We start from the raw sequence: 13,442 nt of genomic DNA, 5'->3' as shown, positions 1-13,442 counted from the left end.
CGAATTCCGGTCCCAACGGGTTCGCCACTAGCGAAAAACTCCGGACCGGGAAATCTCACCGGTCCGGAGCTGGCAACTGTCGGTCAAGTTGCGGTCGTTTATGTTGCGGCGTGGAAGGCGTCGATGACGTCCGCGGGGATCCGGCCGCGGGTGGACACGTTGTGCCCGTTGCGGCGGGCCCATTCACGGATGGCGGCACTCTGCTCACGATCGATCGCGCCGCGGCCACGGGCCGGGCCCGCTGCGCGTCCGCGCCGGCGTCCGCCGACTCGGCGTCCGGCCTCCACCCACTGCTTCAGATCGTTACGGAGCTTCGTGGCATTCTTGGACGAAAGGTCGATCTCATACGTGACGCCGTCGAGGCCGAATTCGACAGTCTCATCGGCGGTGGCCTCACCGTCGAAATCGTCGACCAACGTGACGGTCACTTTTTTCGCCATTACCCCGCACCGAACCCTTCTGCATACGCATTGGTGACTACGCCTGAGTATCCTGCACCCGTGCCCTAATGTGCCACAGAAACGCACATATTTCCAACAGCGAGACGATCGCAGCGGATCGGCACTCGGGCTCAGTTAGTGTGCCGGCGAACAATCGGGAACAAAACCGTCTCCCGAATAGACAAGCCCGTCAGTGCCATCAACAAGCGATCGATACCCATTCCGGTGCCCGTTGTGGGTGGCATCGCATACTCCAATGCGGCGAGAAAATCGTCGTCGAGAACCATTGCCTCGTCGTCACCGGCGGCCGCGGCACGGGCCTGGGCTTCGAACCGTTGCCGCTGGATCACCGGGTCGACGAGTTCGGAATAGCCGGTGGCGAGTTCGAAACGGCGCACGTAGAGATCCCATTTCTCGGTCACCCCGGGGATGCTGCGGTGAGCCCGGGTCAGCGGCGATGTCTCCACCGGGAAGTCGCGTACGAACGTAGGGGCCCACAGCTTCTCCCCCACGGTGTGTTCCCAGAGTTCCTCGACCAATTTTCCGTGCCCGTAGCCACGGTCACGTGGAATCTCAAGCTCGAGCCCGTCGGCAATACGCCACAAGTACTCAACGGATGTGTCGGGGGTGATCTCCTCACCCAACGCTTCCGACAGTGAGGGATACATTTCCAATGTGTCCCATTGCCCGTCGAGATCGTAGATAGTGCCATCAGGCAATGGCACCTGACGGGTACCGATGGCCTCGTCGGCAACCTCTTGAATAAGTTCACGCGTGACTACCGCAGAATCGTTGTAGTCACCGTAGGCCTGATATGTCTCCAGCATCGAGAATTCCGGCGAGTGGGTGGAATCGACACCTTCGTTGCGAAAGTTCCGATTCAACTCGAAAACCCGGTCAAAACCGCCGACGATACAGCGTTTCAGGAACAGTTCCGGCGCAATCCTCAAGTAGAGATCGACATCGAGCGCATTGGAGTGGGTGATGAACGGCCGGGCCGCCGCCCCGCCGGCCAGCGTCTGCAGCATCGGCGTCTCGACCTCGAGGAAGCCCCGCCGTTCCAACGCCGAACGCACCGCCCGTACCACCGCGACTCGCTGCCGCGCGATGTTGCGCGCGTCCGGGCGCACGATGAGATCGACATAGCGCTGGCGCACGCGGGCCTCTTCGCTCATCTCCTTGTGAGCAACCGGGAGGGGCCGCAACGCCTTGGCGGCCATCTGCCAGGAGTCGGCCAGCACCGAGAGCTCGCCGCGCTTGGAGCTGATCACCTCGCCGTGCACGAACACGATGTCGCCCAGATCGACGTCGGCCTTCCACGCATCCAGCGACTCCTGCCCCACCTGGGCCAGGCTGATCATCGCCTGCAGCTGCGTGCCGTCACCCTCCTGCAGCGTCGCGAAGCACAACTTGCCGGAATTCCGGGCGAACACCACCCGACCTGAGACACCGACGACCTGGCCGGTCTGGGTGTCAGCGGCCAGTTCCGGATATGCGGTTCGCAGTTCGGCCAACGTATGCGTACGGGGCACGGTCACCGGGTAGGGCTCGCGGCCCTCTGCCAGCAGCCGCTCCCGCTTGGCCTGACGAATCCGGAACTGTTCGGGAAGGTCGGCCTGGGACTGGGACGCGTCGTCGCGATCGGCTGGGCTCACAAAATGCCAGCTTAAATGAACACATGACCGCGCAACTTCACGCCGACCGTCTGGCCGCCCTCGACGACGAGCCGCTGGACTGGCGGTTCAAGGGCCTTCCCGCGTCCTGGTGGGGACGGACTGCGGCCCAGGTCAGCTCACTGCGTCCGGCATTCTTCGACGACGGGCCGTCCGGTCCGGTTTGCGTCCTTCGGGAATCCGCGCTTGTGCACAACCTCACAACCATGTCGAAGTGGTGCGCGGACCGCGAGGTCGAACTGGCACCGCACGGCAAGACCCATATGGCCCCGCAGCTGTTGGCCCGCCAATTCCGGGTGGGCGCGACTGCCGTCACCGCGGCCACCGTCAGTCAGGTCCGGGTCTACCGGGCATTCGGCGTGGACCGGGTCCTGCTGGCCAACGAGGTCGTCGACCTCGCCGGACTGGCCTGGCTGGCCGCCGAAATCGACGCCGACCCGGACTTCCACGTGGTCTGCTGGGTGGATTCGGTGGCCGGGGTGGAACTCATGACCACCGGTCTGGCCGGGGCACAACGACGGCTCGACGTGTGCGTCGAGGTCGGGATGCCGGACGGGCGCACGGGATGCCGCACGGACGCCGAGGTCGATGACGTGGCCCGGGCCGCGGCGGCCAGCCCCCGCCTGCGGTTGGTGGGCGTCTCCGGCTACGAGGCCTCAGCCGGACAGCAGGTGACTCCCGAGACCGTTGACGGCGTGCGGGCGTATCTGCGCGGCCTGCGCGCCACGACGGGGCGACTGGCCGGGTTGTTCGAGACCGACACCGTGATCGTCACGGCCGGGGGCAGCACCTATCCCGACGCGGTCGCCGACGAGCTTGCCGGTGACTGGCCCGCCCGGATGACGGTGCGGACGATCCTGCGCAGCGGGTGCTATCTGACGCATGACCACGGGCTGTACGCGCGTACCTCACCACTGCCGCTACGGCCTGCGCTGCAGGTGTGGGCGCAGGTGGTGTCGCGACCCGAACCGGAGTTGGCCCTGGTGACGATGGGCCGTCGAGACGTATCCTTCGACGCCGGGCTCCCGCTGCCGCTGAGCCTGCCCGGTGCTCGCGTGGTCGAACTCAACGACCAGCACGCATATCTGCAATTGGCCGCCGCCGATGACGCGCCGGTCGGATCGTGGCTGCCGTTCGGCATCTCGCACCCGTGCACCACATTCGACAAATGGCCGCTGATCCCGGTGCTCGATGACGAGAATCGGGTCACCGCACTGGTACGGACATTCTTCTGATCACCTGGCCGGCTTGAGCCTTCCCCGCTGGCTGTCGCGGTTGCGCTCGAAAACCAGCCGCAGTCCGTCGAGGGTGAGATGGCGGTCGTAGTGCTCGACGGTCCGCAGATCCGGCAGCACCAGCGGGGCGGTGTAGCCGGTCGCCACCACCGCGACATCGCTGCCGGAGAACCCGTCGACGTCCTCGCGGATCCGGTTGACCAGCCCGTCGACCAGCCCGGCGAACCCGAACACCGCACCGGCCTGCATGCATTCGACGGTGTTCTTGCCGATCACCGAACGCGGGCGGGTCAGCTCGACGCGGCGCAGTGCAGCCGAGCGGGCGGCCGCGGCGTCCGAGGACACCTGCACACCGGGTGCGATGGCCCCGCCGAGGAACTCGCCCTTGGCCGACACCACATCGACACAGATCGACGAGCCGAAGTCGACGATGATCGCGGCGGTGCCGTACTTGTGGTAGGCGGCAAGGCAATTCACGATGCGGTCGGCGCCGACTTCCTTCGGGTTGTCCACCAACAGCGGTATGCCGGTCCGCACCCCGGGCTCGATCAGCACATGCGGCACCGCGGGCCAGTACTGCTCGAGCATCAACCGAACCTCGTGCAGCACCGAGGGCACCGTGGACAAACCGGCAGCCCCGGTGAGCCGCTCGGAGTCATCACCGATCAGGCCGTCGATGGTGAGCGCCAGCTCGTCGGCGGTCACCTCGGCTTCGGTCCGGATCCGCCACTGCTGCACCACCTTCGCGTGATCTCCCGAACCGGAGAGCAGCCCGACGATGGTGTGGGTGTTGCGGACATCGATGGCGAGCAGCATCAGCGCGGCGACATCAGTTCGGATGCGTCCTCGGGGACGTAGGCGGGGTCGTGACTGTGCTCACCGAGGTCGATCTGCTTGTTGTCGGAATCGACGAACACGATCCGCGGCCGGTACTCGCGGGCCTCGGCGTCTTCCATGACTCCGTAGGCGATCAGGATGACCAGATCGCCTGGGTGAATGAGATGTGCTGCGGCGCCGTTGATCCCGATCACCCCGGTGCCACGCTCGCCGGTGATGGCGTATGTCACCAGGCGGGCACCGTTATCGATGTCGACGATCGTCACCTGCTCACCTTCGAGCAGGTCGGCGGCCTCCATCAGATCGGCGTCGATGGTCACCGAGCCCACATAGTGCAGGTCGGCCTGTGTGACCGTGGCGCGGTGAATCTTGGATTTCAGCATGGTGCGCTGCATCAGTTCCTCCAGGGCAGTTCGTGATTGTCGCCGTCGCCGACGCGGGGGTGCCCGTCGATTCCGGCGGACGCTCCGATGTCTACGGAAATGTTGTCCAGCAGTCGGGTTCGGCCCAGCCGGGCGGCGACCAGCAGCCGGGCCTGACCTTCACTCGGGGCCGCCCCCAGCATCGGGTCGCGTACTTCCAGGTAGTCGACGTCGATGGCGGGTACCTCGTCGAGCACGGCCCGGGCCGCGTCGACGGCGGCCGGCGCCCCGCCGGCGGCGGCGTACTTACCGGCCAGCAGGGCTGCCGACAATGCTCCGGCCTGCTCACGCTCGTCGGCGTCGAGGTAGCGGTTGCGCGACGACATCGCCAGGCCGTCGGATTCGCGGACGATGGGCACTCCGACGATCTGCACGTCGATGTTGAGATCGGCGACCATCTGCCTGATCAAGGCCAGCTGCTGATAGTCCTTCTCACCGAAGAACGCCCGGTCCGGCCGGACGATCTGCAGCAGCTTGAGCACGACGGTCAGCACACCCGCGAAATGGCCGGGACGCGAGGCCCCTTCCAGCTCACCCCCGGCCGGGCCCGGTTGCACACTGGTCCGCGGCCCGTCCGGGTACATTGCCGAACCGGTTGGCGTGAAAGCTATCTCGACACCTTCGGCGCGCAGCGCGGCCAGATCCTCATCGAGGGTCCGCGGGTAGGCGTCGAGGTCCTCCCCCGCACCGAACTGCAGCGGGTTGACGAATATCGACACCACCACGACCGCGCCGGGAACACGCTTGGCCGCGCGGATCAGCGTCAGGTGACCTTCGTGCAGCGCACCCATGGTGGGCACGAGCGTGACGCGGCGGCCGCTGGTACGCAGGGCCCGGGTGAGCGCTGCGACGTCGGCCGGTGCCGAGTAGACGTTCAGTTCGCCGGCGACGAACTTGGGAAGGTTGCTTGTCGTCATCCTTGACTCGTTTCGGGGCTGGTTTCCGGGCCTGTGTCTGAGAGCACGGCAAAGACTTCCATGGGCGCGTGGGCACGTTGGGCCGTACGCAGTGAGTCGGCCCGATATGCCTGGGCCAGTTGAGAATCCAATGCCTGCAGGGAGTTCAGATGCGCCGCCACCGCGGCCGCGTCACCGCGCGCCACCGGTCCGGTCAACGCGGCCTGGCCGCGCTGCAGCGCGTTCTCCAACGCGGCCCGGGCCAGCGGACCCACCACCCGTTCGGGCAGACCGCCGGGTGCATCGCCGACGAGTTCCTGGCCGAGCAGTTCCTGGCCGCGCAAGGACGCCCGCAGCGTGTCGACGGCGTCGAGCACCAGTGTGACCAGGTGGTTGCTGGCATGGGCCAGCGCCGCGTGATACTGCGTCCGCGCGTGCTCGGGCACCCGAAACGGCTCGCCGCCGATTTCCAGCACGAGTGACTGCCCGATCGCGTAACCGACTTCGTCGGCCGCGGTGACACCGAAGCACGCATCGGGTAGCCGGGTGATGTCCTCGTCTGAGCCGGTGAACGTCATCGCCGGATGGATGGCCAGCGGAATGCAGCCCAGCTCGGTCAACGGCGCCAGCACCGCCACCCCGTTGGCCCCGGAAGTGTGCACCACGATCGTGCCCGGCCGCACCACACCGGTGGCCGCCAACCCCGACACCAACGACGGCAACTCGGCGTCCGGAACGGTCAGCAGCAGCAACTCGGCCCGCTGGGCCACGTCGGGGACCGGCAGGATCGTCGTCTCGGGCAGCCGGCGTGCGGCCCGCAGCCGCGACTCCCCGGAGATCGCGCTGCACGCCACCACCACATGCTCGACGCGTTCCAGGGCATAGCCCAGCGCAGTGCCCACCCGGCCGGCCGAGATGATGCCGACACTGAGCCTGGCAGGGCGTAATCCCTCAGGAGGGGACCACCCATTTGCAGGGGGTTGCTCCATCGCAGGAGACCTCACAGGTTGAATAGGTTTCAGTCGTTCCAGTCCCGCGTTGCGGGTACCGGACGGTCGTCACGAGACTAGCTCACTCCTCGCGACGCCTGCGACGCCCGCCTTCGGTCCGGGTGGACTGGAACCGTGCCAGCAGCTCGCTCACCGACTGCCCGTCGGCGTGATGCCCGTTTTGCGGCTCGGGCTCCGCGTCGCTGCGGTGCCGTGACGCCCGCGGGGGCGGCTCAGGCGGTTGTGACGATTCGGTGGCCAGCGCCGGAGTAGCCGGAGCCGACGCCGACGCGCCCGGATCAACGACCTCAGCTGCCGCGGAGTGACGGCCCCGGGGCGGCTCGGGGGCCTGACCTGCCGACATCGCCGGAGCCGGCGTCGGTTCAGGTGCCGGTTCGCTCGCCGGCGCGGCGGGTGCCGCCGGTGGTGTCTCCGGGGCGCGGCGCCTGCCGACGTACTCGGTCGCGGCGCCGTTCTGCGGCGGCGCCGGTGCAGACCAGTTGCTGCCGGGGGCGCCGGCGGGAATCCACTGGCCCTCGGCGGGGGCCGGTTGCCAACCCGGTGCTGCGGGCTCGGCGACCGGCGCGCTCGGAGGCTCGGGTTCGGTGGCTTCGATGGTGGGTGAGGGCTGCATCGGCGGCATGGCCGGCGGCGGTGGGGGCGGCGCCCAGGTGGACGGCGGCTCGGGTGACCTGCTCGCCGCCGGTTGCTCGGGCCGGGGTTGCGGTTCCGGGCGAGGCACGGGTTGTGGTTGGGGTTCCGGACGAGGCTCCGGCCGCGGCGCCGGCTCCGGCCGGGACACAGGCTGCGGCTCGGGCCGCGGGGCAGGCTTGGGCTCTGGCTGGCGCGGGCTGTCCGGCTGCTGGCGCGGGGGTTCCGGCTGCTGGCGTGCGGGCTCCTGCTGGCGCCGTCGGCGACGCGGCGGTTCACCGGCGGGCATCGGCCGCGACGGCAGGCGATGCGCTCCACCCGAGGTGGCCCAGTCGTTCTCCGGCGGGTGCGGCTCGGCCGGAACGTCGATGATCGGGCTTTCCTCGGTCCGCGATGAGCGGATGTCGGTGACCTCGACGGGCGGCACATCCAGCCGGCTGGCGGTCACCCGGCCCGCGGTACGCACCGCACTCTTGTCGGTCTCGATGGCGGGGCGGTGCACCAGGTCGGTGTCGAACAAGATCTCCAGGTTCGCCCGCAGTGCGGCCAGCTCGGAGCGCAGTGCGGCCACCTCGTCGGCGGCCTGGGCACGCAACTCGGAGGCCAGCTCGCGGCGCAGCTGGGTCTCGACGGTCAGCTCGTACTCCCGTCGCGCCGAGATCTCGCGATCCAGCTGCAGGTCGTAGACGAACTTCAGATCCCGGGCCTTGGCCTGGTCCAGGTCGCTCTGGCGCCGGTAGATGACGGAAACGAAGGCGGCCACCACGGCAGCCCACAGAGCCAGGATGACGGCGAGCTTCAGCAACTCGACGCGATCGGTGAACACCAATGCGGAGCTGGCCAGAATGGCAAGCACCAGCAATACCGTTAAGAGCAGCCAGCCCGGCCTTCGGCCGCCGCGCCGTGGCCGACCACCGCGGGGCAGAACGGTCATGGGCCGACTGTACCTGGCACAGCTCATCTAGCCTGGCGACCACCTCGGCGATTCGGCCAACTACCGCAGCTAATCCGTCACTCAGGCGCTGTGTCCCCGTTGTCCGGCGGTTCCTCGGGCGACTTGCAGCAATGCTGCAGCCACACCGCCGCAGCCGCCAGCGCCAGGGCGCTGAGCGCGGCCACGACCGCGCCGGGGGTGTCCTCACCGGCCACGCGCAGTTCGCCGCGCCGGGGCAACAGGTACACCAGTACCCCGATCCACCAGCCCGCGACGATGGCGCCGACCCAGGCCGAGGCCTTGGCGATCACGACCGACCGGGCCACCGTGAGCGGGTGCAACCGGCCCGCGCCGACCCCGATCTGCCCGTCGGTGATCTTGGTGCGCACGTAGAACGCCCAGCCCGCCTCGGCGAGCGCGACCGCGAGCAGGGAGAGCCCGGTCCACAGCGTCAGCGGCGGGAACCACCGGTAGAGCACCCCGATCAGCACATAGCCGACGACAGCGACCACCACGACTGTGCCGGCCAGGTCGCGCTTGCGGGTTGGGCCCATCAGTCCGCCGCCGGTTGGGTGCCGAAATCGAGGGCCGCGTCGGTGCGCCGCACGCCGGCCCGTTCGACCGGGTCGATCTCTTCCAGCAGGTGCGCCACCCGCCGGGTTCGGCCGACCACTGTCAACGTCGCATCGGGGTCCACCGCCAGCCACGGGATCAGGACGAACGCGCGCAGGTGAGCCAGCGGGTGCGGCAATGTCAGGTCCTCGTCACGCGAAAGCACCTCGACGCCGCCGTCGTCATGGCAGGTGACCAGGTCGACGTCGAGGGTGCGCGGGCCCCATTTCCGCTCGCGGACGCGTTCTGCGTCCTGCTCGAGTCGCTGGCCGCGGCGCAACCAGCCGTGACAGTCCAGGCCCGGATCATCGGCGATCAGCACCGCATTCAGGAACGGAGCCTGCTCGACCCCACCCCAGGCATCAGTCTCGAACACCGGCGACACCGCCCGCACCGCGGCCCCGAGGCCGTCGACCACCGACTGCAGCCGCGCCAACCGGTCGCCGATGTTGGACCCGATCGACAACACGGTGGACGTCATGGCGCACCCCCGCTGTCGCTGATTCGCTCCGCACGCCCGCGGCGCGATCGCCTGGCTACCACCGCCACATCGTCGAAGGTCAGCGGAATCGGAGCGCTGGGCTTGTGTACGACGACCTCGACGGCGTGCAGTCGTTCATCGACCATGATGGCGTCGGCGATCTCTGCCGAGACCGTCTCGATCAAATTGCGCGGCGGGCCCGCGACGATCTGCGCGGCACGCGCCGCCAGCGCGCCGTAATCGAGCGTGTCGGCCAGATCGTCGGTGGCCGCCGCCCGGCGCAGGTCCAGCCACGCCGTGATGTCGACGACGAACTCCTGGCCGTCGCGGCGCTCATGGTCGAACACACCGTGGTTGCCACGAACTCGCAAGCCGCGCAACTCAATTCGATCAGTCAATCCGACCTCCAGATCCCCAGGCTTCCAGCACGGCGAGTGCGTCGACGGAGGCCAACACATCGTGCACCCGAACTCCCCAGGCTCCGTGTTGGGCGGCCAGCATCGAGATCGCGGCGGTTGCGGTCTCGCGGCCGTCCGGCGGCCGCGGCGCGCCGTCCGCGCCGGCCAGCAGCGCACCGAGAAATCGCTTGCGTGAGGCACCCACCAGCACCGGGATCCCGGTGGCGACGAACTCGGGCAGCGCATGCAGCAGGGCCCAATTGTCCTGGGCGGTCTTGGCAAATCCCAGACCCGGGTCGATGATCAGCCGCGATGCTTCGACGCCCGCGGCGACCGCGGCGTCGACGGCACCGAGCAGTTCGTCCCGCACCTCGGCCACCACGTCGCCGTAACTCGGCGCACGGTGAGGATGCTCTGCGCTGACCGACCGCCAGTGCATCAGAATCCACGGCACTTTGGCGTCGGCGAGCAAGGGCGCCATGTTCGGATCGGCCAGACCACCGGACACGTCGTTGACGATCTGCGCTCCGCTGTCCAGGGCCACCTTCGCCACATCGGCGTGCATGGTGTCGATGCTGACCGTGATGCCTTGGGAGGCAAGCGCTTCGATCACCGGAGCGACGCGGGCCGCCTCCACCGCGGGGTCGATGCGCACCGCCCCGGGTCGCGTCGATTCGCCGCCCACGTCGACGATCGCGGCCCCCGCTGCGGCGAGCTCCAACCCGTGGTCGATGGCGCGTTCGCGGTCGACGAACCTGCCACCGTCGGAGAAGGAGTCGTCGGTGACGTTCACAACTCCCATGATCTGCACCAGGGTGGGGTTCACTTCCGCAGGATAAGTTCCAGCGCCTCGGCCCGGGATGCCTTGTCGGTCTTGAACTGCCCGCGCACCGCGGAGGTGGTGGTGACCGCCCCGGGCTTACGGACTCCGCGCATGGCCATGCAGAGGTGCTCGGCCTCGATCACCACGATGGCCCCGCGTGGATCGAGCTTGCGCATGAGCGCATCGGCGATCTGGGCGGTCAGGCGCTCCTGCACCTGCGGGCGCTTCGAGTACAGGTCCACCAGGCGGGCGATCTTCGACAGACCGGTCACCCGGCCGTCGACCCCTGGGATGTATCCGACATGGGCCACCCCGTGGAACGACACCAGGTGATGCTCGCAGGTGGAGTACATCGGGATTTCTTTGACCAGCACGAGCTCGTCGTGCTCTTCGTCGAAGGTGGTGTTGAGCACCGCGTCCGGATCGGTGTACAGGCCGGCCATCAGCTCCTTGTACGCACGCGCTACGCGGGCCGGGGTGTCGAGCAGCCCCTGGCGTTCAGGGTCCTCACCGATGGCGATGAGCAGCTCACGCACTGCCGCCTCGGCCCGCGGCTGATCGAACACCCGCGCGGCCGTATCGGTGTTGTTGTGATGCTCGCGCAGCGACTGCGACATCAAAGCCTCCGTTCTTCCGATCAGCCGTGGGCCGGGGGGTTGGACCGGTCGGCGCTCTCGTTACCGCCGTCCTTGCCTGCCTCGCCGCTCGGATTCGGCTGGCCGGGATGTGGATAAGGCTGATACGGGTACGGCTGGGGCTGCTGCCATCCCGACGGATGCGGCGGCGGGTACCAGTAGCCCTGCTGCTGCTGGGGCGGGGGCTGGTATCCCGGCTGCGACGGCGCGGGCGGCCAGCCCGGGGCGTGCCAACCTGCCGGTGCGCCGTAGTCGGGCTGGGTCGTGCCGTTCTGGTTCGAACCGTTGGGCGGCGCGCCGTTGGTCCCGGCACCGTTGGTCTCCTTGGCTGCGCGCTCGGCGGCTTCGGCACTGGCAGCGGCGATGGCGGCCTTGAACGCTGGCTCCGGTACCGGCGGCGGCCACGGCTCGCCACGCTCGATGGCGATCTCGCCCGGTGTCTTGATCGGCGGCTTGTCCGACGGCACCCGGCCGCCGAAGTCGTCGAACATGGTGAGCCGGGGACGCTTCTTCACGTCACCGAAGATGGCCTCCAGCTCGGCCCGGTGCAGCGTCTCCTTCTCCAGGAGCTCGCCGGCCAACGTGTCCAGCACGTCGCGGTATTCGGTGAGGATCTCCCACGCCTCGGTGTGCGCGGCCTCGATGAGCTTGCGCACCTCGTCGTCGATGTCTCGGGCCACCTCGTGACCGAAGTCGGCCTGGGTGCCCATGGTGCGGCCCAGGAAGGGGTCGCCGTGTTCGGTGCCGTAGCGCACGGCGCCCAGCTTGGAGCTCATGCCGTACTCGGTGACCATGGCGCGGGCGATCTTGGTGGCCTGCTCGATGTCGGACACCGCACCCGTGGTGGGCTCCCGGAAGACCAGTTCCTCGGCGGCGCGGCCACCCATGGCGAAGACCAGTCGGGCGATCATCTCCGAGCGGGTCATCAGGCCCTTGTCGTCCTCGGGCACCGCGACGGCATGCCCGCCCGTACGGCCTCGGGCCAGGATCGTCACCTTGTAGATCGGCTCGATGTCGGGCATCGCCCACGCGGCCAGGGTGTGCCCGCCCTCGTGGTAGGCGGTGATCTTCTTTTCCTGCTCGCTGATGATGCGGCCCTTGCGGCGCGGGCCACCCACAACCCGGTCGACGGCCTCTTCCAGCGCCGCGCTGGTGACCACGGTGCCGTTCTCGCGGGCGGTGAGCAGCGCGGCCTCGTTGATGACGTTGGCCAGGTCGGCGCCGGACATGCCGACGGTGCGCTTGGCCAGCCCGTCCAGGTCGGCGTCGGGGGCGATCGGCTTGCCCGCCGAGTGCACCTTGAGCACCGCGCGACGGCCGGCCAGGTCGGGGTTGGACACCGGGATCTGGCGGTCGAACCGGCCCGGGCGCAGCAGCGCCGGGTCGAGGATGTCGGGCCGGTTGGTGGCGGCGATGAGGATGACGCCCTGGCGGTCGCCGAAGCCGTCCATCTCGACGAGCAGCTGGTTCAGCGTCTGCTCACGCTCGTCGTGGCCGCCGCCCATGCCTGCGCCGCGCTGGCGGCCGACGGCGTCGATCTCGTCGACGAAGATGATGCACGGGCTGTTGGCCTTGGCCTGCTCGAACATGTCGCGGACACGGGAGGCGCCGACACCGACGAACATCTCGACGAAGTCCGAGCCGGAAATCGTGAAGAACGGCACCCCGGCCTCGCCGGCGACGGCGCGGGCCAGCAGGGTTTTACCGGTTCCGGGCGGGCCGTACAGCAGCACGCCCTTGGGGATCTTGGCGCCCAGGGCCTGGTACCGGCTGGGGTTCTGCAGGAAGTCTTTGATCTCGTAGAGCTCTTCGACCGCCTCGTCGACACCGGCGACGTCGGCGAACGTGGTCTTGGGCATGTCCTTGCCCAGCTGCTTGGCCTTGGACTTGCCGAAGCCGAAGCCCATCCGGCCGCCGCCCTGCATGCGGGAGAACATCACGAACAGCGCAACCAGCAACAGCAGCGGCAGCATGTAGATCAACATCGAACCGAGGAGGCTGCCCTGGTTGACGGTGGTGCCGAACTTGATGTTCTTGGCGTCCAACTGATCGGCGAGCTTGAGGGCATAACCGGTCGGGAACTTCGTGATGACCTTGTCGGAGTTCTCGGTCTCTTCCTTGCCGCTCTTCAGATCGAGACGCAGCTGCTGTTCGCGGTCGTCGATCTGGGCACTGTTGACGTTGTCGGCGCTGATCTGCGCCACCGCCACCGAGGTGTCGACGGGTTTGTAGCCACGGGTGTCGTCGCTGAAATAGAAAAACGACCAGCCCAGCAACAGCACGACCGCGATCACGGTCAGCGTACGGATCACATTTTTGCGGTTCATCGATCACTCGGCCGAGTTCGGCCCGGTCCTTCCAACGTGCGCAGTTGAGACATTCAAGGCTACCGCTAGACCAACGTCCAGCAGTTCCC

Annotated in this window: 14 protein-coding genes; 1 reads left to right on the top strand and 13 read right to left on the bottom strand. The window is 68.1% G+C overall.

What is annotated here, in order from left to right; genetic code table 11:
• Positions 1 to 98 precede the first annotated feature (98 nt).
• A complete protein-coding gene (gene lsr2 / locus E0T84_RS01795) occupies positions 99 to 440 on the bottom strand; it encodes a histone-like nucleoid-structuring protein Lsr2 (protein ID WP_036442478.1) in 342 nt (113 codons plus the stop codon).
• Between the two features lie 131 nt (positions 441 to 571).
• Positions 572 to 2,095 (bottom strand): lysine--tRNA ligase, encoded by a 1,524-nt coding sequence (gene lysS, locus E0T84_RS01790; protein ID WP_070187731.1) that lies wholly within the window; start codon positions 2,093 to 2,095, stop codon positions 572 to 574.
• A 23-nt stretch (positions 2,096 to 2,118) separates the two neighbouring features.
• On the opposite strand from lysS, the gene E0T84_RS01785 reads away from it, so the two are divergent.
• Positions 2,119 to 3,348, top strand: coding sequence for an alanine racemase (locus tag E0T84_RS01785; RefSeq protein ID WP_138743584.1), 1,230 nt, complete (start codon positions 2,119 to 2,121; stop codon positions 3,346 to 3,348).
• On the opposite strand, the gene E0T84_RS01780 is transcribed toward E0T84_RS01785, so the two are convergent.
• The 11 genes from E0T84_RS01780 to ftsH form a co-directional block, all read right to left on the bottom strand.
• Complete coding sequence (locus E0T84_RS01780; protein ID WP_070187730.1) at positions 3,349 to 4,164, bottom strand: type III pantothenate kinase; 816 nt, start codon at positions 4,162 to 4,164, stop codon at positions 3,349 to 3,351. It lies immediately after the preceding gene.
• A complete protein-coding gene (gene panD / locus E0T84_RS01775; RefSeq protein ID WP_070943878.1) occupies positions 4,164 to 4,580 on the bottom strand; it encodes an aspartate 1-decarboxylase in 417 nt (138 codons plus the stop codon). Before panD ends, E0T84_RS01780 begins: the two co-directional genes overlap by 1 nt.
• Positions 4,580 to 5,524 (bottom strand): pantoate--beta-alanine ligase, encoded by a 945-nt coding sequence (gene panC, locus E0T84_RS01770; protein ID WP_070187728.1) that lies wholly within the window; start codon positions 5,522 to 5,524, stop codon positions 4,580 to 4,582. The genes panD and panC overlap by 1 nt, the downstream gene beginning before the upstream one ends.
• Positions 5,521 to 6,492: a Rossmann-like and DUF2520 domain-containing protein gene (locus E0T84_RS01765; protein WP_070943877.1), complete on the bottom strand. Its 972-nt coding sequence runs from the start codon at positions 6,490 to 6,492 to the stop codon at positions 5,521 to 5,523. Before E0T84_RS01765 ends, panC begins: the two co-directional genes overlap by 4 nt.
• An 82-nt stretch (positions 6,493 to 6,574) precedes the next feature.
• On the bottom strand, positions 6,575 to 8,077 hold the full coding sequence (locus tag E0T84_RS01760) for a DUF6779 domain-containing protein (RefSeq protein WP_212757690.1): 1,503 nt from the start codon (positions 8,075 to 8,077) through the stop codon (positions 6,575 to 6,577).
• A gap of 77 nt (positions 8,078 to 8,154) precedes the next feature.
• Positions 8,155 to 8,631: a DUF3180 domain-containing protein gene (locus tag E0T84_RS01755; protein WP_070943875.1), complete on the bottom strand. Its 477-nt coding sequence runs from the start codon at positions 8,629 to 8,631 to the stop codon at positions 8,155 to 8,157.
• The gene (gene folK, locus E0T84_RS01750) at positions 8,631 to 9,170 is read right to left on the bottom strand and encodes a 2-amino-4-hydroxy-6-hydroxymethyldihydropteridine diphosphokinase (RefSeq protein WP_138743582.1); all 540 of its coding nucleotides are present in this window, start codon (positions 9,168 to 9,170) and stop codon (positions 8,631 to 8,633) included. Before folK ends, E0T84_RS01755 begins: the two co-directional genes overlap by 1 nt.
• Positions 9,167 to 9,568, bottom strand: a complete 402-nt coding sequence (gene folB, locus E0T84_RS01745) for a dihydroneopterin aldolase (protein WP_138743581.1) — start codon at positions 9,566 to 9,568, stop codon at positions 9,167 to 9,169. The genes folK and folB overlap by 4 nt, the downstream gene beginning before the upstream one ends.
• A complete protein-coding gene (gene folP, locus E0T84_RS01740; RefSeq protein WP_249383539.1) occupies positions 9,561 to 10,394 on the bottom strand; it encodes a dihydropteroate synthase in 834 nt (277 codons plus the stop codon). The genes folB and folP overlap by 8 nt, the downstream gene beginning before the upstream one ends.
• Positions 10,391 to 11,008, bottom strand: coding sequence for a GTP cyclohydrolase I FolE (gene folE, locus E0T84_RS01735; RefSeq protein WP_070185437.1), 618 nt, complete (start codon positions 11,006 to 11,008; stop codon positions 10,391 to 10,393). The genes folP and folE overlap by 4 nt, the downstream gene beginning before the upstream one ends.
• 20 nt (positions 11,009 to 11,028) lie before the next feature.
• Positions 11,029 to 13,353: an ATP-dependent zinc metalloprotease FtsH gene (gene ftsH / locus E0T84_RS01730; RefSeq protein WP_138743580.1), complete on the bottom strand. Its 2,325-nt coding sequence runs from the start codon at positions 13,351 to 13,353 to the stop codon at positions 11,029 to 11,031.
• Between the last annotated feature and the right edge of the window lie 89 nt (positions 13,354 to 13,442).

This window comes from Mycobacterium sp. DBP42 (assembly GCF_005924235.1).
Taxonomy (GTDB): Bacteria; Actinomycetota; Actinomycetes; order Mycobacteriales; family Mycobacteriaceae; genus Mycobacterium; species Mycobacterium syngnathidarum.
Note: the sequence above shows the minus strand (reverse complement) of the source record. Positions and strands in the feature narration are given on the sequence as shown.

Excerpts from the sequence above, each read along its gene's own strand:
- lsr2 (WP_036442478.1), bottom strand. The coding sequence starts at position 440 with ATGGCGAAAAAAGTGACCGTCACGTTGGTCGACGATTTCGACGGTGAG.
- E0T84_RS01785 (WP_138743584.1), top strand. The coding sequence starts at position 2,119 with ATGACCGCGCAACTTCACGCCGACCGTCTGGCCGCCCTCGACGACGAG.
- E0T84_RS01780 (WP_070187730.1), bottom strand. The coding sequence starts at position 4,164 with ATGCTGCTCGCCATCGATGTCCGCAACACCCACACCATCGTCGGGCTG.
- panD (WP_070943878.1), bottom strand. The coding sequence starts at position 4,580 with ATGCAGCGCACCATGCTGAAATCCAAGATTCACCGCGCCACGGTCACA.
- panC (WP_070187728.1), bottom strand. The coding sequence starts at position 5,524 with ATGACGACAAGCAACCTTCCCAAGTTCGTCGCCGGCGAACTGAACGTC.
- E0T84_RS01765 (WP_070943877.1), bottom strand. The coding sequence starts at position 6,492 with ATGGAGCAACCCCCTGCAAATGGGTGGTCCCCTCCTGAGGGATTACGC.
- E0T84_RS01760 (WP_212757690.1), bottom strand. The coding sequence starts at position 8,077 with ATGACCGTTCTGCCCCGCGGTGGTCGGCCACGGCGCGGCGGCCGAAGG.
- E0T84_RS01755 (WP_070943875.1), bottom strand. The coding sequence starts at position 8,631 with ATGGGCCCAACCCGCAAGCGCGACCTGGCCGGCACAGTCGTGGTGGTC.
- folK (WP_138743582.1), bottom strand. The coding sequence starts at position 9,170 with ATGACGTCCACCGTGTTGTCGATCGGGTCCAACATCGGCGACCGGTTG.
- folE (WP_070185437.1), bottom strand. The coding sequence starts at position 11,008 with ATGTCGCAGTCGCTGCGCGAGCATCACAACAACACCGATACGGCCGCG.
- ftsH (WP_138743580.1), bottom strand. The coding sequence starts at position 13,353 with ATGAACCGCAAAAATGTGATCCGTACGCTGACCGTGATCGCGGTCGTG.